This is a genomic window from Arthrobacter sp. 2MCAF15 (assembly GCF_052115605.1).
GTDB lineage: Bacteria > Actinomycetota > Actinomycetes > Actinomycetales > Micrococcaceae > Arthrobacter.
Genome location: NZ_JBFRGZ010000019.1, coordinates 125053 through 148572 on the forward strand (window position 1 = coordinate 125053; position 23520 = coordinate 148572).

The 23520-nt window shown below is 63.9% G+C and carries 19 protein-coding genes and 2 pseudogenes; 11 read left to right on the top strand and 10 right to left on the bottom strand.

What is annotated here, in order from left to right; all coding sequences use genetic code 11:
* Nucleotides 1–246 precede the first annotated feature (246 nt).
* Nucleotides 247–1725 (top strand): NAD-dependent succinate-semialdehyde dehydrogenase, encoded by a 1479-nt coding sequence (locus AB4089_RS18910; RefSeq protein WP_441410810.1) that lies wholly within the window; start codon nt 247–249, stop codon nt 1723–1725.
* A gap of 752 nt (nt 1726–2477) precedes the next feature.
* Nucleotides 2478–2690, top strand: a complete 213-nt coding sequence (locus AB4089_RS18915) for a hypothetical protein (RefSeq protein WP_441410811.1) — start codon at nt 2478–2480, stop codon at nt 2688–2690.
* A gap of 92 nt (nt 2691–2782) precedes the next feature.
* Here the strand turns inward: AB4089_RS18915 and AB4089_RS18920 are convergent, their stop codons facing one another.
* Nucleotides 2783–3538, bottom strand: a complete 756-nt coding sequence (locus AB4089_RS18920; protein ID WP_441410812.1) for an SDR family NAD(P)-dependent oxidoreductase — start codon at nt 3536–3538, stop codon at nt 2783–2785.
* Nucleotides 3539–3786: 248 nt separating this feature from the next.
* On the opposite strand from AB4089_RS18920, the gene AB4089_RS18925 reads away from it, so the two are divergent.
* The 4 genes from AB4089_RS18925 to AB4089_RS18940 all read left to right on the top strand — a co-directional run bounded on the left by AB4089_RS18925 (nt 3787) and on the right by AB4089_RS18940 (nt 8336).
* Nucleotides 3787–5019 carry an amidohydrolase gene (locus AB4089_RS18925; RefSeq protein ID WP_441410813.1) on the top strand — a complete coding sequence of 411 codons (1233 nt, stop codon included), beginning with the start codon at nt 3787–3789 and terminating at the stop codon, nt 5017–5019.
* Nucleotides 5020–5023: 4 nt separating this feature from the next.
* Nucleotides 5024–6532 carry an MFS transporter gene (locus AB4089_RS18930; RefSeq protein WP_441410814.1) on the top strand — a complete coding sequence of 503 codons (1509 nt, stop codon included), beginning with the start codon at nt 5024–5026 and terminating at the stop codon, nt 6530–6532.
* A gap of 688 nt (nt 6533–7220) precedes the next feature.
* Nucleotides 7221–7715: a GNAT family N-acetyltransferase gene (locus AB4089_RS18935; RefSeq protein ID WP_441410815.1), complete on the top strand. Its 495-nt coding sequence runs from the start codon at nt 7221–7223 to the stop codon at nt 7713–7715.
* 405 nt (nt 7716–8120) lie between these two features.
* The gene (locus AB4089_RS18940; RefSeq protein WP_441410816.1) at nt 8121–8336 is read left to right on the top strand and encodes a hypothetical protein; all 216 of its coding nucleotides are present in this window, start codon (nt 8121–8123) and stop codon (nt 8334–8336) included.
* A 291-nt stretch (nt 8337–8627) separates the two neighbouring features.
* Here the strand turns inward: AB4089_RS18940 and AB4089_RS18945 are convergent, their stop codons facing one another.
* The 6 genes from AB4089_RS18945 to AB4089_RS18970 all read right to left on the bottom strand — a co-directional run bounded on the left by AB4089_RS18945 (nt 8628) and on the right by AB4089_RS18970 (nt 14809).
* The gene (locus tag AB4089_RS18945; protein WP_441410817.1) at nt 8628–9404 is read right to left on the bottom strand and encodes a VOC family protein; all 777 of its coding nucleotides are present in this window, start codon (nt 9402–9404) and stop codon (nt 8628–8630) included.
* Nucleotides 9405–9425: 21 nt separating this feature from the next.
* Nucleotides 9426–10571, bottom strand: a complete 1146-nt coding sequence (locus AB4089_RS18950; RefSeq protein ID WP_441410818.1) for a Gfo/Idh/MocA family protein — start codon at nt 10569–10571, stop codon at nt 9426–9428.
* Between the two features lie 291 nt (nt 10572–10862).
* On the bottom strand, nt 10863–11351 hold the full coding sequence (locus AB4089_RS18955) for an aldehyde dehydrogenase family protein (RefSeq protein WP_441410819.1): 489 nt from the start codon (nt 11349–11351) through the stop codon (nt 10863–10865).
* 539 nt (nt 11352–11890) lie between these two features.
* Entirely contained in the window at nt 11891–13228 is a 1338-nt protein-coding gene (gene gdhA, locus AB4089_RS18960) for an NADP-specific glutamate dehydrogenase (protein ID WP_441410820.1), read from the bottom strand.
* A 770-nt stretch (nt 13229–13998) separates the two neighbouring features.
* Nucleotides 13999–14637, bottom strand: a complete 639-nt coding sequence (locus AB4089_RS18965; RefSeq protein WP_441410821.1) for a hypothetical protein — start codon at nt 14635–14637, stop codon at nt 13999–14001.
* Nucleotides 14638–14659: 22 nt separating this feature from the next.
* Complete coding sequence (locus AB4089_RS18970; RefSeq protein WP_441410822.1) at nt 14660–14809, bottom strand: hypothetical protein; 150 nt, start codon at nt 14807–14809, stop codon at nt 14660–14662.
* A gap of 463 nt (nt 14810–15272) precedes the next feature.
* Between AB4089_RS18970 and AB4089_RS18975 the strand changes: the two genes are divergently transcribed.
* The 5 genes and pseudogenes from AB4089_RS18975 to AB4089_RS18995 all read left to right on the top strand — a co-directional run.
* Entirely contained in the window at nt 15273–16673 is a 1401-nt protein-coding gene (locus AB4089_RS18975; RefSeq protein ID WP_441410823.1) for a dihydrolipoyl dehydrogenase family protein, read from the top strand.
* Between the two features lie 158 nt (nt 16674–16831).
* On the top strand, nt 16832–18073 hold the full coding sequence (locus tag AB4089_RS18980) for an NAD(P)/FAD-dependent oxidoreductase (protein WP_441410824.1): 1242 nt from the start codon (nt 16832–16834) through the stop codon (nt 18071–18073).
* 144 nt (nt 18074–18217) lie between these two features.
* A complete protein-coding gene (locus AB4089_RS18985) occupies nt 18218–18565 on the top strand; it encodes a hypothetical protein (RefSeq protein ID WP_441410825.1) in 348 nt (115 codons plus the stop codon).
* A gap of 650 nt (nt 18566–19215) precedes the next feature.
* Nucleotides 19216–19512 (top strand): hypothetical protein, encoded by a 297-nt coding sequence (locus AB4089_RS18990; protein WP_441410826.1) that lies wholly within the window; start codon nt 19216–19218, stop codon nt 19510–19512.
* A gap of 330 nt (nt 19513–19842) precedes the next feature.
* Nucleotides 19843–20029: pseudogene (locus AB4089_RS18995) on the top strand (transposase); the annotation flags it as partial.
* Nucleotides 20030–20084: 55 nt separating this feature from the next.
* On the opposite strand, the pseudogene AB4089_RS19000 reads toward AB4089_RS18995, so the two are convergent.
* From AB4089_RS19000 to AB4089_RS19010, 3 genes and pseudogenes are all read right to left on the bottom strand, one after another.
* Nucleotides 20085–21118: pseudogene (locus AB4089_RS19000) on the bottom strand (LLM class flavin-dependent oxidoreductase).
* A complete protein-coding gene (locus AB4089_RS19005; protein WP_441410827.1) occupies nt 21115–21765 on the bottom strand; it encodes an alpha/beta hydrolase in 651 nt (216 codons plus the stop codon). The pseudogene AB4089_RS19000 and the gene AB4089_RS19005 overlap by 4 nt, the downstream one beginning before the upstream one ends.
* An 895-nt stretch (nt 21766–22660) precedes the next feature.
* A complete protein-coding gene (locus AB4089_RS19010) occupies nt 22661–23512 on the bottom strand; it encodes an MBL fold metallo-hydrolase (RefSeq protein WP_441410828.1) in 852 nt (283 codons plus the stop codon).
* Between the last annotated feature and the right edge of the window lie 8 nt (nt 23513–23520).

The window sequence follows — 23520 nt, forward strand, 5'->3', positions numbered from 1 at the left end:
CACCCCACGGACAACCCTTGCACAACGACGATACGCGGAGGACGCCACGCAAGCAAGAAGGCAGATATTTTCATGAGGCAGACAAAATGTCCACAAGGCGGTAGCATCACATAATACGCCGCCGACGCCGGCCACCGTCATCCAGTGCCACCGGACCGCGGCTTCAAAACGTGCCATCCGCCGTGCGGATCGGAAGGAATGCGGATTCCCGTAAACCCGGCACACAGCACCAGCAAGGAGAACGAGATGACATCTGCAAGGCGCGAGAGCGAACTGCTTTCCTCAATACCGACAGGGCTGCTGATTGGTGGCCAGTGGCGGGCGGCCGGATCCGGCGCGACATTCGACGTCGAGGATCCCGCCACGGGCAAAGTCTTGCTGAGCATCGCAGATGCTGCTCCGGAGGACGGCACAGCAGCACTCGACGCGGCCGCCGCCGCCCAGGAGTCCTGGGCAGCGGTGCCAGCCCGGGAGCGTGGTGAGATCCTGCGGCGCGCCTTCGCGCTGGTCACTGCCCGTGCCGAAGACTTTGCCCTGCTCATGACCCTTGAGATGGGAAAGCCTCTGGCCGAGGCCAGGGGCGAGGTATCGTACGGCGCCGAATTCCTGCGTTGGTTCTCCGAGGAAGCCGTGCGCATTTCCGGCCGCTATTCGGTCTCGCCCGACGGGAAGTCCCGGCTATTGGTTCAGAAGAAGCCGGTTGGTCCGTGCCTTCTGATTACTCCGTGGAACTTCCCGCTGGCAATGGCCACACGGAAAGTCGCCCCCGCAGTCGCCGCCGGCTGCACCATGGTCCTCAAACCCGCAAGACTGACACCACTGACATCCCAGCTATTCGCGGCAGTCATGCAGGAGGCCGGACTTCCCGCCGGAGTTCTCAACGTCATCCCTTCTACAAGCGCGGGCGCCACCACAGGACCACTGATCAGGGACTCTCGGCTGCGCAAGCTGTCGTTCACCGGCTCCACGGAGGTCGGTCGGCGCCTGCTCGCCGACGCCTCGGAAACGGTGCTTCGCACGTCCATGGAGCTGGGCGGGAACGCACCGTTCGTTGTTTTTGACGACGCGGACCTCGATGCGGCTGTGGACGGCGCCATGCTGGCAAAGCTGCGCAACATGGGCGAAGCGTGCACCGCCGCGAATCGCTTTATCGTTCAGGAATCAGTGGCTGACGAATTCACTACAAAGTTCGCTGCACGAATGACCACAATGACCACAGCCCGCGGCACGGCACCTGAATCGAAAGTCGGGCCAATGATTGACGCCAAGAGTCGGGACAAGGTTCACTCATTGGTCAAGGACGCGGTGTCCGCTGGCGCCACAGTCGTTACCGGCGGGGCCCTGATTGATGGGCCGGGTTACTTCTACGAACCCACAATCCTCACCGGTGTCACCGAGGGATCGCCCATCCTCTCCGAAGAAATCTTCGGTCCCGTGGCACCCATCGTCACTTTCTCCACGGAGAAGGAAGCAATCCGATTGGCAAACAATACCGAGTTCGGGCTGGCCGCCTACGTCTTTACCCAGGACCTGAACCGCGGGCTGCGGATGGGCGAGAAGCTTGAAACCGGGATGCTGGGCCTGAATGCAGGAGTCATCTCCAACGCGGCAGCTCCATTCGGCGGCGTGAAACAGTCCGGCCTTGGACGCGAAGGCGGAGCTGAGGGCATAGAGGAATACCTCACAACCCAATACATCGGTATCGCAGCTCCTGCCGCTGGGTAGCAAGCCGTGCTGGGCCAGGGCCACCGAATGCTCGGTGGGCCTGGCTCACCCTCTTCACCCGTACTTCCAAGGATGCAATGGCTCGAAACATCGCATGGCCCGCAGTTGGACTAAGGAACCCCGATGAGATGGGCAATAAGTGACCTTGACGGCCAGGAGTGGGAGGCCGCGGAGTTCGAACGTCAGGAACCGAACAGGCTGCGCGAGCTGCGAACCTCTTTGAGATGCATCGGGTGCGACTCCCCCGCGTTCTTTCGCGTTTCCTCCGCCGGCCGTCGACCCGCGTTCGGCGCCATCCACTGTCCAGGGTGCGTGGTGACCACCTCAAGTTGGGGGGTATTCCGTTTCCTGTCGTGATGATACCCAGGCCAGTTTCGTTCCATGGTGCCCTTTGCGCCCTTGGCGCCAAGGGCACCATGCAACCCACGGCTCTGATTGATCCCTGCTTCAAATTCCTGCCGCGAAGACACCCAAAGGCCGACGCTTCCAGGAAGAAGGACCGACCTCCGGGCCACGACGGCTCAAACCCTCGGAGCCATCAAACGACTACCGCCCCAGACACCTATAGCGATTCAGGCACCGCTCTGTCGATCGACGCGATTCGCTCGTGGACCGACCTCAGGCCCACGTCGCCGGCCACATGGGCGGCTGCTGCCGCTCCAGCAAGATCGACCGGCATCACTGATGACGCACGGGATGGCCAAGCCTCCGGACAACGCCGCCCGACTGTTTCAAGGAAGAAGGAACAAAAATTGACGTTCATCGCATGTGAATCACTGACATTGAACATCGAACGACGAGCCCAGATGGAAAGCACGCTCGACGAGGCTGTTCGTACCCTTTCCGAAAGTGCAATTGTCCGTCGGCACGGTGTCCTTGTCACACGTGTCTCGCCGACGACCTTCGTCGCCAGTTTGAGCCCGGACGTACCGTATGGAATGACGCAAGAAAAGACGGAATGGTAGCTTCGGCGATTGTAATCGTCACACCGACCAGCGCCCCCGGTCTCTGTAGAGTCAGCCGTTCTGCTCAAGCTGCCCGCTCGCAGCGGCGAGGCTCAGACGGCCGTGTAGCCGCCGTCGACGAGGACGTAGGAGCCGGTCATGAAACTGGCCTTGTCGGAAAGGAGGAACGTGGTGACGTTCGCGATCTCATCGGGTTGTCCCAGGCGGCCGAGCGGATGCTTTGCCTCAAGCCCATCGACAATTTCCTTCGGTGCAGCGGCCAGCAGCGGCGTGTCGATATAGCCGGGACCGATCGCGTTGACGCGCAGCCCCTGGGCCCCATATTCAGCCGCAGCGTTCTTGGTCAGGCCCACGACGCCGTGCTTGGCCGCGGTGTATGCGGCGTTGCCGGGAGCGGCGACGGTGCCGTGGATCGACGCCATGTTCACGATGGCACCGTTCGCGGCGCCGGCGGCGAGGATGGCCGGGACCTGGTAGCGCATCCCGTAGAGGACTCCGCTCAAGTTGATGGAGATGACCCGGTCCCAGTCGTCAATGTCGACGTCCCCGACAGGAGCGTTGGCGCCGCCGATCCCCGCGTTGTTGACGGCATAGTTGAGGGCACCATAAGTCGCGACCGCAAATTCGACGGCCTTCTTGCTGTCCCCGGCCACCGCCGTGTTGGCCTGGAATGGAACCGCGGTGCCGCCTGCGGCCGTGATCTCGCTGGCGACGCGCGTGGCACCCTCGAGGTTAAGGTCAACGACAACGATGTTGACACCGTTCCTTGCCAGGTCTTTGCTGATCGCTTCCCCGAGCCCGGAGCCTCCGCCGGTGACGAGCGCGGTCTTGCCTTCGAAGCTACCCATGATTCCTCCTCTTACGCGGGATCGGTCCCGCAGATTTCCGTGGTGAGCACTAATTGAGCCGCTCCCTCGCGGCAACCGGGTCGGGCGCGGAAACATTCCACGCTGCACGAACCGAGGCTTGGACCCCTTGCAGGGGTCCCGGGCTTTCGCACCCTGACGGCCCGGGTCATCTTGCCGGGACTAAGCTGAGGTTTCCGTTAGTTGCGCCCGGCTCACTCGGGCGCCCGGGCTCCGAGAGCGTGACACGCATGGACAGTTCCGACGCCGTCCTGGCAGGCCTTGACTCCGAGCTCGGCTGGCTCCGGGAAACCTACACCGAACTGCACCGGCATCCCGAACTGAGCCTCGAGGAGCATGAAACTTCGAAGCTTGTAGAGGAAAAACTCACTGACTTCGGCTATTCGGTGACGCGCATCGGCGGCACCGGCGTCGTCGGCATCCTCCAGAACGGGGAGGGCCCAGCCGTGCTGGCGCGCGCCGACATGGACGCCTTACCCGTCACCGAGGCCACGGGGCTGTCCTATGCGTCGGCAGTGGATGGGGTCATGCACGCATGCGGGCATGACCTGCATGTCAGTGCGCTGCTCGGAGCCGCCAAACTCCTGGCGGACAGCCGCGGAGCGTGGTCCGGCACCTACATCGCAGTGTTCCAGCCGGCCGAAGAAATCGGGGCAGGGTCCAAGGCAATGGTCGACGACGGACTGGTCACCAAAGTGCCACGGCCCGACGTCGCGCTCGCCCAGCACGTGATGCCGATGCCGGCAGGGACGGTCGCCACCACGGACGGGCCAGTCCTTTCCGCCGGAGATTCGCTCAAGATCACCGTGTACGGGAAGGGCGCGCACGGCTCGATGCCGCACATGTCCGTTGACCCCGTGGTGCTGGCCTCCTCGATCGTGCTCAGGCTGCAGACCATCATCTCGCGGGAAACGAAGCCAGGGGACTTCGCCGTCGTCACCGTCGGGGCGCTCAACACCGGGACAAAATCGAACATCATCCCAGACCGCGCCACCCTACTGTTGAACATCCGCACTTACGACAACCAGGTCCGGACCGCTGTGCTCGCCGCGATTGAGCGAATCGTCAGAGGCGAGTGCGCTGCCGCAGGAGCGCCCCGGGAACCCGACTTCGAGTATTACGACCAGTTCCCGCTCACCAGCAACGACGCAGCCGTGACTAAGCAGGTCCGGACCGGGTTCTCCGCCCATTTTGGGCCCGACGCCGTAAGCCGTGCCACGCCGCAAACCGCGTCGGAAGACTTCAGCCGCATACCGGACGCCTTCGGCGTGCCCTACACGTTCTGGCTCCTGGGCGGGGTGGACCCGGAAACCTACCAGACCGCCGTCGCCAACGGGACCGTTTCCCGGGACATCCCGGGGAACCACTCCCCGTTCTTCGCCCCCGTGATCGACCCGACCCTGTCCATGGGCGTCCAGACCCACGTCGTTGCCGCACTGTCCTACCTCGCCCATAAGGACTAAGACTATGAGCACCGCCCAGTCCACGGCCACGACCGAAACCCAGTGGAAACCGAACGATGCCTGGCTGATCGGCATCGTCCTGGCCGTCATCAACTTCTGGCTGTTCGCGCAGACCCTCCTCAACGTCATCCCGGGTATCCAGGGATCACTCGGGATCGAACGGACACTCGGGAATCTCGCGGTGTCCATCACCTCGCTGTTCTCCGGGATCTTCATCGTCGTCGCCGGAGGTTTAGCGGACCGGCTGGGCCGCGTCAGGATCATGAACATCGGCATCTACCTGAGCATCCTCGGATCCCTCCTGATCGCCCTGACCCCCGAGAACGCCGGCGCACTGACGGCCGCCGCCCTGCTCGGCGGCCGCGTCGTCCAGGGGCTCTCCGCGGCATGCATCATGCCCTCCACGATGGCCCTGGTGAAGACCTACTACGAGGGGAAGGACCGCCAGCGGGCGCTGTCGTTCTGGTCGATCGGCTCGTGGGGCGGATCGGGCTTCTGCGCCCTCTTCGGCGGCCTGATGGCGACGTCGGCCCTCGGCTGGCGGTCGATCTTCTGGATCTCGATTGTGCTCTCGCTCCTTGCCCTGTTCCTACTGCGAGGCACTCCTGAGTCCAGGGCGGCAGCGAAAGCCGGGGGCACCTTCGACTGGGGCGGCCTCGTGAGCCTCATCGTTGCGCTCCTGGCACTGAATGTGTACATCTCCCAAGGCCCGCTGATCGGCTGGCTCAGCTGGACCGGCATCGGACTCATCGCCGCCACCGTGATCGCGGCGCTGGTGTTCTTCTGGATCGAGACGACCCGTCACAACCCGGTCCTGAACGTCACGCTGTTCCGCAACTCAACTTTTGCCGGTGCCACGCTGTCGAATTTCCTGCTCAACGGCGCAGCCGGGACGCTGATCGTTGCCTTGGGCCTGGTCCAGGTCGCCGCGGGCATGTCCTCGCTGCAGTCTGGTCTGCTGACCCTCGGATACCTTATTGCCATCCTTTCCACCATCCGTGTCGGGGAGAAACTGCTCCAGCGCTTCGGGCCGAAGCGGCCCATGATCTGGGGCAGCGCGATCGCCGGCGTCGGCATCCTCTTGACATCGATGACGTTCACCCTGATCGGGCAATACATCGTCCTCGCCGTGATCGGCTTCACCTTGTTCGGCATCGGACTCGGCTTCTATGCAACGCCGTCCACGGATGCCGCACTGTCAAACGTGCCGGACGATGAGGCCGGGGCAGCCGCCGGCATCTACAAGATGGCCTCATCGCTCGGCAACGCGATCGGCGTCGCCATCTCGGCCGCCGTGTACGTGGCCGCGCAGTCCATGGACCCGAACATCATCCGGTCCTGGGGCCTGTTCGCCGGGAACCAGGAGAACGTGGCCCTGCGGTTCGGCGGCGCCGTCGGAGTCCTGTTCAACCTGTTCATGGTGGTTGTCGCCATCATCGCCATCATGGTCACGGTGCCAGACGAGCGGCCCGTCAAACGGCCGGAGGTCCCGGCAACACCATCCTTCGGCTAAGAAGCCACGAGCTGTCCAATGGGGCGCTCAGAAACCGTCCGTTATGGACCTTGCGGACCGGGCCGCGCCCTCAAACACGCCGGTAATACCAGCGTCGGAGGTGTGGGCCCCTACCCGCGGCGGCGCCTCAAGTAGAAGGTTGGAATCCATGACCATGCATCCGGGCCGGCCTCCTCAGCCCGCCCCCGCCCCCGCCGCCGGCGGGATTGCACGAGGGACACGAGATGTCCGGCCGCACGCCTGTTGAGGGAGCGTGCKGCCGGAGCCTGCGGATCGACGGCCGAGGCGGGGTCGGCTTTTCGGGACCTTCTACCAATGTCCCGCCTCGCGCAGAGAAAAGGCTGAGAGCTATCTCTCGCAGCAAAAGGCCGGAGAACCGCTTCGCTCCCGGTGCCGGGGCGCCGGGCTCATCGTGGCCGGGGCCCCGGAGGGACTTCTCTTGGCGACTCCCGACAGGTGTCACAGTCCCCGCACAGCACAGTGAAATCGGGCCGAAGCCGTGCGCCGGAGGATAGGTTCAGCGAGCAGCGTGGCGTTCGGTACGGTCATCGGGGCGGCCCGGGCATCGCGGTTCAGCCTCGCCAGTTCCGCCGGAGATTGTTGCGGTCCTGTGTCTTCCGCGGCCGGGATCAATACCGGACACTATGTTCAACGGTGTCGACCTCGCACCGGGGAAGGCATTGTCGTCATGAACGCTTTGATCACCTTGGTTGCCGCGACCGGACACCAGAACACTACCCCGGCCCGCATCCCCGTCCGGCCCCTGGAACCCGATGATCTTCCCGAGCTCGCCAGCCTGCACCGGCGCGCCTACGCCGACCATCCCGGTCTGCATGCCGGAGTCCCCGCTTGGATCGTTCCATCCATGAACGGGGGCCGCGGCCGGACCCCCGAGGCGGCGTCCCTGGTAGCTTCCGGACCGGAGGGTCAAATCACGGCCGCCATCATCATCACGGACCGCGACGGTGAAGCAGTCATCGATGAACTTTTCACCCACCCGGACCACCGCCGCCAGGGCCTGGCCGAAGAGCTCCTCCGACACTGCATGCACCTCCTGCACACCCTCGGCCGCACCACGGTGACGGTCACCGTTCACGAGAACAACCCAGCTGCGATGGCCCTGTACCTCTCCCGGGACTTCCGCCGCATCACGGACGATGACACGGACACCGACTACGACTGAAACCGCAAACCCTCACCGTCAGAGACCCTCGGATCCGGGCGGAATCACCCCGCCGGGATCGGCACCAAGCCCAGCGAAGCCTTCTACTGGCTCGCCGTTCTGGTGCCATTCGCTCCCGGCACGGCCCCGGGGCGACCGGACCCTCGAGCTCACCGGATGGAGACCCGGCATTTCGATCCTGCTGCCCCGGCTGAAACGCGGTCATGCCCCTGGACGAAGCAGCGAACTTGCCCCGGGATCCGCAGGCTCCCCTGGACGTCATCCATGAGCGGACAAAAGGCGCCGGAAAGTCCCCGGAAAGAAAGGCCCTGGGTACATCACGGCTGCCCCGCGCACCGGAGTTATCCCCGCCGACCTGCGCGCCGCTTCTACAAGGCGGTCGCGCTTATCCCCGGCGTCACCGTCGTGGATAAGCAGGCAACAATCGACGGAAGGACAGACATCGCCATCGGCATCCCGTCCCCGGACGGAGGATCCCGGCAAGAAACCATCATCGATCCGACCACCGGACTGATGATCGGAGAACGGAACGTCATGCTGAAGGACTATCCGGGCTTCCCCGCCGGAACTGTCACGACCTGGACCTCCGTACGGACGGCCGTGGTGAACACCGCGCCCTAAGCTCCTGACGACCAAGGGGTGGCCGCGCTACGCGGCCACCCCTTGGTCAACACAAGCAGGATCATCGTTCAAGCAGGGTTGCAACAGTGCAGAGACGGCCGGACACCATTGGGGTGACCGGCCGTCTCTTGACTGCTTTAACTCCCAAGCAAACCGCCACTATGAACTGACATTTAACCGCCATTCTCGGCTAACAGTCACGGCCGTGGCCAAAATCGTGGTCAACGGGGCCCTAGAACAGATCAGCAGGAGAAGGAGGGCCGGACGCTGTCCTGCCCACCTTCTCCTGTGTCACGCCTCGAGGACCCGAGGCCGATCGATGAATTCGATGACGATACCGTCCGGGTCGGTCACCGAACCGATGCTGCCCACGCCGCCAGCGGCTGGCTTTGCCGGGCCGTCTGGTGTGCCTCCGATCGAGACCAAATACGCAAGAGTAGCCTCGACGTCGTCAACGGCCAGGGCGATGTGATGCAGGCGTGGTCCGCCATGAACATCAGGAAGGATCTCCACCACATCCTCGCCGTGGTGAAGATAGGTGAGCATCGTGTCCAAGGCGGAGATGGGGATTTGTTTCGCCACCGCCATCCCTAGTTCGCCGGTGTAAAAGGCGAACGTACGATCGTGGTCTGACGATTGAAGCGCGAAGTGATCGATGGCTTGAATGTGAGGGTGCGGCACCGTGCCACTGCGGACCGGGAGGTCCCGTTGGAGCAACTCGATCGAGACGCCATCCGGGTCGCGCACAATTGCTTGGCGTCCGGCACCGGAACCTGCCAGCCGGGGTTCCACCACCGGCTCGGCACCATGCTCCACGATCCGCGCAAAGTCTTCGTCCAGATTGTCACTGTAGAAACCGAGATGATTCGTGCCGATCGGCAAAGCGTTATCGGCGAAGGACAACAGCTCCACGAGGCCCTGGGCAAGCTGGAAGTACGCGATTTCCATCCCGGACGCCTCGATCTTGGTTCCCCAGACCTTTTTGGCTCCGAGTAGCTTCGTGTAGAAGTCCACCGACCTGTCCAGGTCAGAGACGACGATCCCTATGTGGTTCAGTTCGTGGATCATGACGTGCTCCTTTTCGATTGCTCAGCGTTGAACGCGGGGCGCAGCGGTCCCGACGCGATAAGGGTCTGATGTGGGGGAAGCGATGACCTCTGCCAGCTCAACGGCAACCCCGGTCGTGGCGGCGCGGTAGATCGCATGAATAGTGGTCAGCGTGCTCACGGCATCCGCGATGGTGGTCAGCGGGCGCTCTCCGGTGCGAATAGCGCTCACGAGGTCGGCAAACTGCCGCGCATGGCCGGAGGCGCTCGACGTCGCGTCTCGGTGGCAGGCGTGGTTGGGAGCGATCACTTGATTGCCGGCTCCGTGCAGTCCCATGTCGCCAACGTGGGTGCCGTTGGCCAGGTGAAGGTAGCTGAGGCCTTCGTGCTCGATGATGGCGCTACCGCGCGTGCCCATGATCTGGAGCCGGGTTGCGAGACCTGGGTACGCCGCGGTGGTGGCGTGGATGGTAGCCAGGGCGCCGGAGGCAAATTCGATGACGGCTGCCATGGTGTCTTCGACCTCGATCCGCTCGTGGGCGAGGCGGCGGCTGCTGGCGTTCACGCGAACTGGCTCGCCGAGAAACCAGAGGAGCATATCCAGGGTGTGGATTCCTTGGTTCATCAGCGCCCCGCCGCCGTCTTGGGCCCATGTTCCGCGCCAATCAGCGCGGTCGTAGTACGCCTGGCTGCGCCACCAGCCCACCGAAGCAACTCCCGACGTGAGTTGCCCAAGGCGACCAGCGTCAAATGCGTTCCGCACCGTCGTTGCCGCGGGACTGAACCGATGCTGGCTTACGGACGCCGAGACAAGGCCCCGCTCTTCCGCTCTTGCGGCGACCTGTGCGAACTCCAGCGTGCGCGCGAGGTCTACATCGAGCGGCTTTTCGAGAAGGAGGTGACGGCCGGCGTCGAGTACGCGGCTGCCGATGTCAATGTGCGTTCCCGTAGGGGTAACGACGGAGACGAGCTCGACCCGTTCGTCGCGCAGGACCTCATCGAGGGTGCGGGCCTTGACGTCAGGAGCATTCCAAGCGTTTCGATGCTTGTCGATGAAGCCTTCGGCGCTGGCTACTGATCGTGAGCCGATGGCAACGAGTTCAAGGCCTTCAGTGCCTTCAATCGCTGCGGCGTGTGTCTCCGCAATGGCGCCGGTGCCGATAATCGCCGTCCCGATGGGCGCCCTCATGCTCCGGCACCGCCAAGCTGGGTATCCGGTCCGGCGGGCGCTTTTGGTCGCAAGGCATGCCTCCTATGGCAATTGGTTGCACGACAAGATTCGGCAAGAAATAATCGGTTGAGTGATCAATTTATCTGCTTTTCATCACGATTGGCAATCGGTTGCCATAATTGTCATGCCAATGTGTGTGGCATGACTGCTCAGCCTCGTCGGTTCAGTCGGGGTCGCACAGCAGATGGAACCAGCTGCGCGCCAGTACATCGAGGGCATGTTCGCGGTTGGGTTCGAGCTTGCGGCGGGTTAAATTGTGGCCACGTCGTCCAGTTGCAGGTAGGCAAGCTTCCGCGGATGTGATGCGTCACCGGGGCGCCGGGCCAGGACCATGCCGCGCACCATACCAGGGCCGCCAGTGCCGTGGCCAAAGTCCTGAAGAAGTTGATGCCCACGGAGCCCCATTCGGTCGGCCACGTTCAGAGCAGCGGCCGCGTCCTGCCCGACCACCAGCCCGCCGAGCCCGAACTCGGTGTTGTTCGCCAGCGAGAGGGTCTCGTCGAGGTCGTCGTATCTTAGGATGCACAGGATCGGGCCGAAGATCTCCTCGCGGGAGATCCGCATCTCCGGAGTGACGACGGCGAAGACTGCGGGCTCCACGAAGTAGCCGCCTTCAAGGCCACCGCCTAACGACGCCGCATGCCCACCGGTGGTGATCCGCGCGCCTTCGGCCAGGCATGACTCCACGTACTCCAGCACGGTCCGGTACTGGGACTCCGATGCACAGGGGCCGAACACAGTGTCCGCATCGAGCGGAACACCCTGATCGACATGCGGTAGGGCCGGTTTTCGTAGCGATCTCGGTTAAGGTGCTCGTGGGTCTTCGCCGGCAGTCAAATTGCGAGTCGCAGCTTTACCGGGTGAAAAGATCGGACAGTGATCGACTTCGGACTTTTGCAATTGGCAGGGGCTACCGTCTCGCTACACGACGCCCGACGTCAGCGCAGGTGGAGTGTGGATCTCGCGCCATTCCCGCAAACACTGGACTCCCGCGGAAACATGCGGAATCCGGGCCAGTTCGGCACCAGTACGACCCGATCCGCAGCCCAAAATGTGCACAATGTACACACGCCAAATTGGCCAGTTCAAGGGCATTGCACCCACGAGACGCACCCACACCGGGGTGCGGCTGTTCTGTATTCCGCGCGAGGAGCCTTTCGGAACAGAATTCCGGTCAGCTGCAGCATCGGGCGCCCTCTGCCGCGGCGGACAGAAGGTCCATTATCGGCGTTTGGAATCAGATGACATCGGTAGACCGCAATATTCTGCCCTGCAAACTAGATGAGGCCCTGGGCGAGCATCGCGTCGGCTACCTTCACGAAGCCGCCGATGTTCGCGCCCAGTACGTAGTTCCCCGGGTCCCCGTACTCGTCCGCGGTGGCCGCGCAGCGGTCGTGGATCCCGACCATGATCTCCGTGAGGCGTTCCTCCGTATGCGCGAATGACCAGGAGTCGCGGCTGGCGTTCTGTTGCATTTCCAGCGCGGACGTCGTCACGCCTCCCGCGTTGGCGGCCTTGCCCGGGCCGAACAGGATGCCGGCTTCCTGGAAGACCGCGACGGCGTCTCGCGTCGAGGGCATGTTGGCGCCCTCCCCCACCGCCAGCAGGCCGTTGCGGACCAGCCGGGCAGCGGCGTCGCCGTCGAGCTCGTTCTGCGTGGCGCACGGCAGCGCGACCGTCGCGTCAACGTCCCAGACAGAGCCGCCCGCCACGTAGGAGACGGCGGGGCGCCGGGCTTCGTAGTCCTTGAGCCGTCCGCGCTCGACCTCCTTGATCTGGCGCAGCAGCGCGACGTCGATCCCGGCCTCGTCGACGATGTAGCCGGAGGAATCGGAGCAGGCCACAACGGTGGCGCCGAGCGCTTGGGCCTTGGCGATCGCGTTGATGGCGACATTGCCGGAGCCGGAGACCACCACGCGCTGGCCGTCGAAGGACTGGCCGCGGGTCTTGAGCATTTCTTCGGCAAAGATCACGGTGCCGAAGCCCGTGGCCTCCGGCCTCACCAGCGAACCGCCCCAGGAGATGCCTTTGCCGGTGAGGACGCCGGACTCGTAGCGGTTGGTGATCCGCTTGTACTGTCCGAAGAGGTAGCCGATTTCGCGGCCGCCGACCCCGATGTCCCCGGCAGGGACGTCCGTGTACTCGCCGATGTGACGGTACAGCTCTGTCATGAAGGACTGGCAGAAGCGCATGATTTCGGCGTCCGAGCGTCCCCGCGGGTCGAAGTCGGAGCCGCCCTTGCCGCCGCCGATCGGCATGCCGGTCAGGGCATTCTTGAAAATCTGCTCGAAGCCGAGGAACTTAATGATTCCAAGGTTTACCGAGGGGTGGAATCGCAGGCCACCCTTGTAGGGTCCCAGTGCTGAATTGAACTCCACCCGGAAGCCGCGGTTGATCTGGAAGCTGCCGGCGTCGTCCGTCCACGGCACGCGGAAGATGATCTGCCGTTCGGGCTCGCAGAGCCGCTCGAGGACTGCACCTTCAAGGAACTCCGGATGGCGGTCGTGTACCGGTCCGAGGCTTTCAAAGACCTCAGTGACTGCCTGGTGAAACTCCCCTTCGCCGGGATTCCGTGCCAGAACTGTGTCCCGGATGGCTTCAAGCCGTGCGTCCATTCCAACTCCCCTAAACCTCAGCGCCCGTCACTGGGCGCAACAAACAAGCCTTTCCATAGTTGCACCGCGCAGGACGACATTTCTAAATGGAGCATTGACAGGCAGCCCATATGACGCCACTTGCACAACCTTTGTGCGCTCTGATCACGAAGCGGCACCGTGGTCAGGTTCGAATGTTCGGCAGAGGAACTGCGCCAGTTCCACCGCGCGGCTACCGCCCAGCCACAACGCCGTGGGCCTACATCATCGTTCCTCTTCCCCGCACGGCGGATAACCACGAAGATTTGATTCCCAAGACTCAGCAAGTCATGCAGTTCCAAGCGCTCCCGGCCATGGAGGAGTAAGCCGCAACACCGCTGTCCACGTCACGAGAAGGAGCCGCCAGACCGCAACGGCCACGAACAAAAATTGGCCCCGCAGGGCCCATAAAAGGAGATTTGTACACACTCAGCGGCTCATAAGCCCCTGAACAGGAAAACACGTGCCCGAGGTGGGACTCGAACTCATTTCCCTCCCCGCAAACGCTGGGCTCCCCCGGAAACTTGCGGAATCCGGCCCGATCCGGCACCAGTACGACCGAGTCCGGAGCCCGAAGTGTGGACAATGTACACACGCCAAGGCAGCCATCTCAGAGGATTAGGTGTCGCTTGCCGGCCTTGTTGGCGAGGCTGACAAGATGAACCGCCGGGGAAATTTAGGCACGCTACTAAACTGGCGGGTTCGCGTCTGAGGATAAGCGCGTGTGATGGGGGTTCAGCGGGCCGCAGGCCTCATCCGGATGCGCCGAGGCTGACGATATGGGCCGCCACTGTCCATCCCGACGCGGTGAAGGGTTCCACATCATGCGGGTCGAGGACCGTGTAGATGGTGTCCGCGCCATGCACGTAGGCCTCGTCCGCCAGCGCTGCCAGAACCGCCGGCTCGAAGCCCTTCCCGGACTCCGGCGAGTCGGTCTGCAGGCTGCCGATGACGGCCAGGCCGTCCTCGACTCTGATCCTGCCGCTGGCGACCGGGTGGTCAAAAACGGATATTTGCACGACGTCGTACAGCTCCAGGGGTGCCTGGGCAAGTTCGGCGTTCTCGGGCATATCCGGCGCGGCGTTCAGCTCTTCCGTGGGGACAGTGAGCAGCACCGCATGCCCCACGGGAGCCAGGTCATGGGCGGCGGCGTAGCTCGATGAGTCCCATTGTTCGACGGTCACCAGGGTCAGAACCGCCCCCGGACGCTGACGTAGAATCTCTGCTGCGCGGTCCGCGTCTGATCCGGGCCAGGCGAAGATGTACTCTCGAGGGGCGTATTCCCCGGCCGGTGCGGTGACGACGCCGGAGCCCTCCGGGGCTGAGGTTCGTCCGCGGACCGCTGCCCAGGCGGCGGCCCAAAGAGGGAGGGTGTCCTGCCAGCCAGCCATGATGCATTCTCCTTTGAATCGGCTATTTCAAGGATACGGACGTGGGGCCGGCCAGGGAGTTGCCGCGGCCGTAGGTGCGGGCCAGGGTCAGGGTGGTGATGAAGATCAATGCGAGCATTACTGCGCCGAACATCATGACGGACGGCCGGATGCACCATCGCAGAGCCCTCAACAAAAACTTCCACACCCGCACATCAAAATGGCGTCACGGATATCCGTGAGCAGGGCGATCTACGGATCCTCGGCAGCCTCCTCCTTGATGTCCGGGTTAATGCTGAGGGGTGGTTGCGGCGTTCGATCATGTGGCTCATCGCACGACGACGACGACGTAGATGGCGGCGGCCAGCGGGCTCAGCGCCCACAATGGATGTGGGAGGCCCTGCGCGGTGACGACTGCGAGAGCAGAAGGTTCGCGGCGGCCTCGTCAAGACGCAACTGTGACCGGCGCCGGGGTTTTGGATGCAACGAGCCCGGTATTCGCCCGTACTCCCCGATTGCGGTGCAAGGTCCGGGATTCCCTGAAGCATAGCCAGAGGCAAGTGCTCGATATCGACCTGAACCGGGACGTAGGCTGGCCGGGACACCGGTATTCGCCGGGTACAGTCCGGTCAGGCGAAAGCAAGGGACGAAACGACATGGACATCGAGGACGTGGACCTGCTGGTCGTCGGCGGAGGCAAGGCCGGGAAAACCTTGGCGATGGACCTGGCCCGGGCCGGCAGGAAGGTCGCCATGATCGAACGGTCGATGATCGGGGGCACCTGCATCAATGTCGCGTGCATCCCCACCAAGACCCTCATCAACAGCGGACGAGTCCTGAATGCCGTCCGCCGGGCCGCAGAATTCGGTATTTCCGGAGTCGAGGATCCGGGCATGGACCTCAAACTCCTGCGCCGCCGCAAGGAAGACGTCGTGGACACCATGGTCGGGGGCCAGTTGGCCTCCTTCACCGGATCGGGCATGGATTTCGTCCTGGGCGAGGCGAGGTTTGTCGGCCCCCGGACGGTGGAGGTGAACCTGAACGACGGCGGCCTTCGCACCCTGCGCGGCACCGACGTCGTGCTGAACCTGGGCACCGAACCGCTCCTGCCGCCCATAGAAGGCCTGGCGGAGTCGAATGTGCAAACCAGCAACACCCTGCTGGAGCTGGAATCCCTCCCGGAGAGCATTATTATTCTCGGCGGCGGATACGTCGGCTGCGAATTCGCGGACCTCCTCTACACCATCGGGGTCCAAGTCACCCTCGTCCAAGGTGGCGGGCAACTGCTCGCCCGGGAGGACGCGGACGTTGCTGCCGCCATCGAACAAAACTTCACTGACGCCGGCATCACTGTACGGCTGGGTGCCAGGGCGCAGAGGATCGCCCGCGCCGCAGAGGGCACCGTCACGCTCACGCTCTCCTCCGGGGAGACCCTGACCGCAGATGACATCCTGGTGGCGGTCGGACGTAGGCCAATGACCGGCGGGGTCAACCTCGAAGGCATCGGCGTGGAGCTCGATGAGCGCGGCTTCATCAAGGTCGATGATCAGCTGCGCACAACTACCGACGGCGTGTGGGCGGCCGGTGACGCCGCCGGTACACCCCAGTTCACCCATGCCTCATATGATGACTACCGCGTGCTGAAGACCAACCTGGCGGCGAGGAATGGCGCCGGCCGGCCGCGCAGCACCGCCGGCCGGTTGATTCCCTACAGCGTGTTCACCACCCCGGAGCTCGGCCGGGTAGGCCTGAGCGAGCGGCAGGCCCGGGACGCCGGCTACAACGTCCGCATCGCGAAAATGCCGGTGACGGCCATTCCCCGTGCCCGGACCGTGGGACACCTGGAGGGTTTCTGGAAGGCGGTCATCGACCGCGAGACCAACCGGATCGTGGGCGCGGCCCTGCTGGGCACCGAAGGCAGCGAAGTGATTGCCGTGGTGCAGATGGCCATACTGGCAGGGCTGGACTACACCGCCGTGCGCGACGCCATCATCACCCACCCGACCATGGCCGAGGGCCTGACCCTGTTGTTCACCCCGGCCTTCCTCGAAGACTGAACAGCACCACAGACACAGAAGTCCTGCCAGCGGAGCAATCAACACTCCTATCAAAACCGGCGCCATTCAGCTGAATAAGCAGCATCGTTGGGCTTCCCTGGCGGGCGGTATTCCCGTCGGCACTGTTGCACCGGATTCAGGCGGAGTAGGTTGCTCGGATGGAGGACACATATCAAGTCATCGTGGTCGGGGCAGGGTTCGCCGGCATGACGGCCGCCAAGGAACTTGGCCGCAAGGGTGTGAAGGTGCTGCTGATCGACTCCAACAACTATCACCAGTTCCAGCCGCTCCTGTACCAGGTCGCGACATCACAGATCGGGGTGTCGGCTATCGCGCGGCCGCTTCGGTCCATCTTCCGCCGCTTCAAGCTGGTGCGTGTGCTCACCGTGGAAGTGGCGGCAGTCGACGCCGCCAACCACGCCGTCACCACCGTCGAGGGCGACACGTACAAGGCCCGGATCCTGGTCATTGCAGCAGGCGCCGTACCCAACTTCTTCAATACACCAGGTGCGGAAGGACATGCATTGCCGCTGTATTCGGTCACTGACGCCACCCGGCTGGGTACACGGCTGACCCATCTGCTGGACCAAGCCGACCGGGAGACCGGCGGCTCCGTGGACGTCGTCGTTGTCGGTAGCGGTCCCACGGGGGTGGAGACCGCCGGCGCCCTGGCGGAAAACGTCAAGTTCGTGGTGCCGAAGTACTTTTCGCCGGAACTCGCGGCCCGGTGCCGCGTCCATCTGGTGGACATGATTCCGACCGTCCTGAATGCCTTTTCGGAAAAGTCGCAGGACTACACCAGGCAACGCCTGACAAAGATCGGCGTCCAGCTCCATTTGGGAGTCGGCGTCACGGAAGTCAGCGCCGACGGCGTGAGCCTCGCCGACGGGACCGCCATACCCGGCCGAATCGTGGTGTGGGCCGGAGGCTTGAAGGCCGGCGGGATCATCGCCGGCTCCGGCCTGACACAGGGCCGGGGCGGCCGCATCGATGTCCGCCCCGACCTGACCGCCCCGAATGTCGAGGGCGTATATGTCCTTGGCGACGCGGCCAACATGACCGATTCAACCGGGGCCAAACTGCCGCAACTGGGCTCCGTAGCGCAGCAGGCCGGGAAGTGGGCGGCCCGCAACATCCACGCCGACCTCACCGGCGGCACCCGGAGGCCCTTCGAATACTTCGACAAGGGGTACATGGCGATGATCGGCCGGGGCGCCGCGGTCGCCGAGATCGGCCGCAAGCGCATCCAGCTGCAAGGGCCCCTGGCTTTCGTGTCCTGGCTCCTGGTGCATCTGGCCCTCCTGTCGGGATTCCAGCAGAAGGTCCGCGCGCTGTTTTCCTGGCTGACCGGCTACATCACCCACAGTCCCGCGCAGGTCGTCGTCGGCCGCCCGGAGTGAGGGCCGGCGACACTCCATTGGACCGTCGTTGAAGGGAGCATTGTACGTCGTTCAAGCTTCTCGACGCTGGTCGGGTCAAGCTCAAAGTTGGTATGGCAGCGCTGCCAGGCACCCGGCCGGCGCGTTTGGAGAACGGAGAAAACCATGCAGGACGAACACGTTGACCAGAACCTTAAGGGAATGGATGATCTGGACTTCGACGGTTGGAACAAGGCCGACTGGAACGGCGTCTTCGCTCATCACCACACTGATGACGTTCTCGTGGACTGGAAGGGCCAGGAACCCACACGTGGGGTGGAACAGCACATTGACGCAATGAAAGCTTTCGTCGATTCCGTTGGGGGCACACCGCCCCAGATCACCTCCCACCCGATCGCCTTCGGATCCGGTGAATGGACTTGCGTCATCGGCGAGTTCGCAGACGGGAGCCGCATGGTGACAGTCGCGAAGTGGCGCGACGGAGCGATCGCCGAAGAATACATCTGGGCGTAGATCCTCCCTACAGTCGAAAACCGCTCACCCGGGGAGCGGCTTGCGTCGTCTCGCCCTCGATGCATTTCAGCTGTGCGTAAACCGTCGTATTAGCTACAAGCCGGATGACTTATTGAAAGATTCGCTGCACCTCGAAAGGATCTTCCAGGGTGCTCTTGCCCCGAAGGGAACGGCAGGGTGGGCTCGAACAAGGTAGCGTCCAGTACCTGTTCGCGTGTGACCAAGATCCCCGCTTCGTGTCGGATGACTGCCTCTGAAACCACGGTGAGCGGTAGCTCTCCGGTGGCCTCGTCGCCGAACCTGTCTTGGTCGCCGATCAGCCTTCAAGCTGACCGACGGGCATAGGACTGAGAAGTCTGTGACTCACGCCTTCGAGCCCATAGCGGAAATTTCAGGCCGCGACCATGGGGAAACTCATGCCAACGATTCTGTCCCCACGAGCTGCGGCCTAAGGCAACTATTCATCCGTAGCCAAGCAACCCTTGAATGTAACGCACCGTGAATAGACAGCACGACAGGGAGGACCGCTGGTCAGCGGCGCTGCGTAAGTTCGACCTGTTGACGGATCTGACAAGCCAGGCGTAGACAGGGGCGTATTCATCCGTTCGCAGGCCGCCATTGCGGGCCTGCACGCCCGCAGGGAGCTTGTCATGGCGGTTGCAGTCATCTTGGAGTTCGACGGAACGACTCTCGAGCAGTACGACGAGATCAACAGGCTGATGGGGCTCGCTCCCGGCGGACCGGGCCCTGTCGGTTCCATTTCCCATTGGGCCACGATGACGGACAAGGGTCTGCAAGTGACCGATGTCTGGGAGAGCCGCGAGCAGTTCGATGCCTTCGCTCAGGAAAAGATCATGCCCCTGAGCGTGAAGGCCGGTTTCGCGGGGCCTCCCAAGCTCACCTTCCACGACGTTCACAACTACTACACTCCCGGGAATAGCACCTGAAGCCTGGTATTGCAGGGCAAGGCCGGCCGTTTCAGTCCAGGGGCTCCGTAGTGTCGAAGTTGGGAGTCGCAACCGCTGTTCACTCGCGGCCGGAGCCGGTTGAACTCGGACGTGGTCAGGGCAGCGGCAGTTGAGACGATCTTCTGCACCTGCCCGCCACCACGCTTGCGTGACCCGCCGGTATCAGTCGGCCGGACGCAAAGACCCCGCGGTGAGGTCCGCGATTCTGAGGGCTACAAGGATGCCTGGCCAGCGTCACAGCGGCGAGACCGACAGGTCGGGAGGGCCGCGCGTCCGCCCGTGGGACGTGAGCTACCGCCGGATGCCCGGCTTCACACAGTTCTGACATCCATGCCGGCGGTGGGCGTCAGGACAACCGAACGGGTCGTCACCGACGTCGTCGGTAAGAAATTCCCTACCGCAAGCCACCTCGCCTCCTGCGCGGGCCTCTGTCCCGTCACGTGGCGGTCCGGATCCTCCGCCCGCGGGGACCCACGCCTCCCGCACAGGTAACAAGGAGCGGAGCAGGTGAAGCCCCACTTTGTCGTTGTTCGGATGTCGCGGAGGTGTCCCTATTGCTTCAGCGCCGCCCGGACGGCGGGCAGCACCTCGGTCGCCAGCATCTCGATGGAGCGCAGGGTCGCCGCCTGCGACAAGCCGCCCAGACCGACCTGGGCGAGGAAGCGGGTATGGCCTAGGATCTCGTGCTCCCAAAGGATCTTGTCGACGATTTCGGCCGGGCTGCCAGCGAAGAGCGCACCGCGCGGGGCAGCCCATGCCTCGAAGTCTGCGCGATCGAGCCGCCCGGTGCGCGGCATGTTCTGGTGGATGTATGAGGAATAGTGCGGGAAGAACGTGTCCTTCGCTCCCTGCGAGGTCTCCTCGACGTAAAAATGCGACGTCACGCCGATCCGCCCCGGCATCTGGCCGGCCTGTGCCGCCGAGCGTCGATATAGTTCGGCCAGGGGTCCGAACCCCTCCGGGCGCCCGAGGATCGCGAGGTATAGGGGCAATCCAAGCCTTCCGGCACGCGCCGCCGAGGCCGGCGTCCCGCCGACCGCAGCCCATATCGGCAGGACGGGCTGGGCCGGGCGCGGCCAGATTCCCGCATCCGTCAGCGGGGGGCGGGTGGTTCCGTTCCAAGTCACGGGGTTTTCGTCGCGGATCCGCAGCAGCAGCTCAAGCCGGTCCTCGAAATACTCGTCGTAGCGCTCCAGCGGCTGGCCGAAGAGCGGGAAGGACTCCAGGTAAGCGCCGCGTCCGGCGGTGATTTCGGCGCGTCCGGCACTGATGAGATCCAGCGTTGCGAAGTCCTCGAAGACCCGGACCGGATCGGCACTCGAGAGGACCGTGACGGTGCTGGTCAGGCGGATCTCTTGGTCTGCGCGGCCGCTGCGGCCAGCAGGACCGGGGGCGAGGACACCGCGAAGTCCTCCCGGTGGTGCTCGCCGACGCCAAAGACGTCCAGCCCCGCCTCGTCGGCCACCCTCGCCCATTCAAGGATGTCGCGGGTGCGCGCACCTGCATCCATCGGCTTCCCCTCAGCGTTGCGCGTGAGCTCGCCGAAGGTGAATATGCCGATCTCGAAGGGGACCGTGTCACTCATGCGCGTGCCACCGCTGGAGAACCGACCTCAATGGCGAGGAAGTCGCGGACGTCGTCGAGCATGGGTGTGTTGATGCCGTGTGCCAGTCCTGGATACACCCGCTCAATCAGCGAGGTGTGCTCCGGGAAGTACTCGCTGCTGCGGATAACCGCCGCGGGGGCGATGACCCGGTCGTCTGAGCCTCGGCCCCAGAACAGCGTTGGTCGGCTGCCACGCAGTGCCTCGTCGCCACGCTGTGGTGCGCCCAGCACGAATCCACCCAGCACTACGGGGGCCAGCACCCGTTCGGGTCGCGACCGCAGCAGCTGGCTAGCCATGAGCCCTCCCTGCGAGAATCCGATGGGAACGATGCGGGTGCCGGGGTGGACGTTGGCCTCGACCCAGGCCCAGATGGCGTCGGTTGCTTTCTCCACAGCCCCGGCCGCCGGGTTTCCGGGCGTGGTGATCGAGAACCATGCCGCGCCGCCGTTGTCGAGCTCAATCGGTGCCCGCAGGGATGCCCAAGGCAGGTTCAACCCAAGCGCGGAGCCCAGTGAGCCCAAGTCGTGCTCGTTCGAGCCGAAGCCATGCAGTAAGAGTGCGACCGCATCGGGAACCGCGTCGGCGGTCCAGCTTTGCGAGCGCACGTCGCGCAGTGTGGTGTTCATTCGAAGGGTCAGCTCCTTGGGTCAAGGGAATCCGGGATCCGGGGTGCGGCTCGTGAACCGCGGCGATCGGACGACGGCATGGAACGAACGGCCATCACCGGCCACAAGCACGGCCGCGTGCAGCTCACTTGGTTCAACGATACACTTATTACTTGCAGCTTCAACTATTCGCGCCGTCCTGGCTCCCCGGACGCCAAACCGCGCGGGTTCGCCTTCCCGGGTCAGCACAGGCTATGAATTCGTGCATGCGGCCCCCCATTTCCGGGCGCACGGCGGCCTCGCCCCTCTGACGGCTGCGCCCACAAGCCGGTCCCCCACCCATGCGAACGTCCGCCCGCACTGGCTGCAAGAGAATCCCGAAGCTCTGGCGGCTGTCCGGGCCGGCGACAATCTGGTCGTCACCAACCTCACGGTTTGCTCGGCCCCTACCCGAAGCTCGAGCACATCACCTGGGACATAACGAGATTTTTCCCAGGAGTTCCGGCTGCCGACAGGGATGATCATGAGGGCTTGATCCCAAGTCTCAGCAAGTCATGCAGTTCCAGGCGCTCCCGGCCATGAAGGAGTACGCAGCAACACCGCTGTCCACGCCAGGAGAAGGAGCCGCCAGACCAGCCGCCACCAACAAAAAATGGGCCCCCGCAGGGGCCCATAAAAGAGACTTGTACACATTCAGAGGCCCACAAGCCCCTGAACAGGGAAAACACGTGCCCGAGGTGGGACTCGAACTGCATTCCAAGCCTGGCAAACACTGGGCTCCCCCGGAAACATGCGAAATACGGGCCAGTCCGGTACCAGTACGAGCCGATCCGCAGCCCAAAGTGTGTACTTTGTACACACCCCAGATTCGCCCTTCCCTGGCGGGGCAAAGCCTGTAAAAGTTGTGTTCGTGTGGTCAGTGCGATCGGAGCCGGAAGGGCTCTCCGGGGGCAAGCACGCGGATCCGCTCGGAATTCACAACGACCGGGTACAGGTCTGCAGGGTTCCCGTTGAAGGGTGGGAAGCCGGGCGCGTCGACCGATCCCCAGTGATGGAGCAGCAGGTCAGCGGTCGGGTAGGCGTTGGCCATGTCAACAGCGCCGCGCAGACCGAAATGCCACTCGCTGTCAGAGAAATCGAAGAGCAGTGCGTCCGGCGCCGGCATGGTGAGGTGGTGTTCCGGGATGAGACGGGAGTCTCCAGGGGCCCAGATCGTCCCGTCCGGTGTCTCGATCCAAAAACCGCACGCATCCTCATCCCGGAATACGCGCTGTCCCGGCTGCGGGTCCGCGTTTTGCCAGGCATGGTCAGCCGGGGTGACCGTGACGTGGGCGGACCCGACCTGGAATGTGTCGCCGATGGCGTGCCCGTGGGCGGGCATCTTCTCGGACTCCATCAGCGAGGCCACATATGGAGTCGAGTGGTACTCCGTGGTGACCGGGAGGATGTCGAGACAGGTCGGGACACTGTAGTGGTCGTTGTCGCTGTGGGTGACCAGCACGGCGTCCAAGCGCGGGACGGTCGTCGGTGAGATGGGCAAATCGATCAGCAGCGGCATGTCAAAACCGCCCAGGACGGGATCGACCATGAGAACTGTTCCCCGGACATTGATCATGAACCCGGCCATACCCAGCCATCGAAGGATTGTCTGATCGGAAGGCTGGAACGACTCTGCACCAAAAGGCTGCGTAGCAGGAGCTGCCGCCTGTGGCTTGGGCTGCGTCCCCTCGCGGCGGTGCTGCGTCTCGGGCTCTGGGTTCTGACCCATCGTGGCTC

Bases quoted from the DNA above. Each gene is read 5' to 3' on its own strand.
- AB4089_RS18910 (WP_441410810.1), top strand. From the start codon at position 247: ATGACATCTGCAAGGCGCGAGAGCGAACTGCTTTCCTCAATACCGACA.
- AB4089_RS18920 (WP_441410812.1), bottom strand. From the start codon at position 3,538: ATGGGTAGCTTCGAAGGCAAGACCGCGCTCGTCACCGGCGGAGGCTCC.
- AB4089_RS18925 (WP_441410813.1), top strand. From the start codon at position 3,787: ATGGACAGTTCCGACGCCGTCCTGGCAGGCCTTGACTCCGAGCTCGGC.
- AB4089_RS18930 (WP_441410814.1), top strand. From the start codon at position 5,024: ATGAGCACCGCCCAGTCCACGGCCACGACCGAAACCCAGTGGAAACCG.
- AB4089_RS18935 (WP_441410815.1), top strand. From the start codon at position 7,221: ATGAACGCTTTGATCACCTTGGTTGCCGCGACCGGACACCAGAACACT.
- AB4089_RS18945 (WP_441410817.1), bottom strand. From the start codon at position 9,404: ATGATCCACGAACTGAACCACATAGGGATCGTCGTCTCTGACCTGGAC.
- AB4089_RS18950 (WP_441410818.1), bottom strand. From the start codon at position 10,571: ATGAGGGCGCCCATCGGGACGGCGATTATCGGCACCGGCGCCATTGCG.
- gdhA (WP_441410820.1), bottom strand. From the start codon at position 13,228: ATGGACGCACGGCTTGAAGCCATCCGGGACACAGTTCTGGCACGGAAT.
- AB4089_RS18965 (WP_441410821.1), bottom strand. From the start codon at position 14,637: ATGGCTGGCTGGCAGGACACCCTCCCTCTTTGGGCCGCCGCCTGGGCA.
- AB4089_RS18975 (WP_441410823.1), top strand. From the start codon at position 15,273: ATGGACATCGAGGACGTGGACCTGCTGGTCGTCGGCGGAGGCAAGGCC.
- AB4089_RS18980 (WP_441410824.1), top strand. From the start codon at position 16,832: ATGGAGGACACATATCAAGTCATCGTGGTCGGGGCAGGGTTCGCCGGC.
- AB4089_RS18985 (WP_441410825.1), top strand. From the start codon at position 18,218: ATGCAGGACGAACACGTTGACCAGAACCTTAAGGGAATGGATGATCTG.
- AB4089_RS18990 (WP_441410826.1), top strand. From the start codon at position 19,216: ATGGCGGTTGCAGTCATCTTGGAGTTCGACGGAACGACTCTCGAGCAG.
- AB4089_RS19005 (WP_441410827.1), bottom strand. From the start codon at position 21,765: ATGAACACCACACTGCGCGACGTGCGCTCGCAAAGCTGGACCGCCGAC.
- AB4089_RS19010 (WP_441410828.1), bottom strand. From the start codon at position 23,512: ATGGGTCAGAACCCAGAGCCCGAGACGCAGCACCGCCGCGAGGGGACG.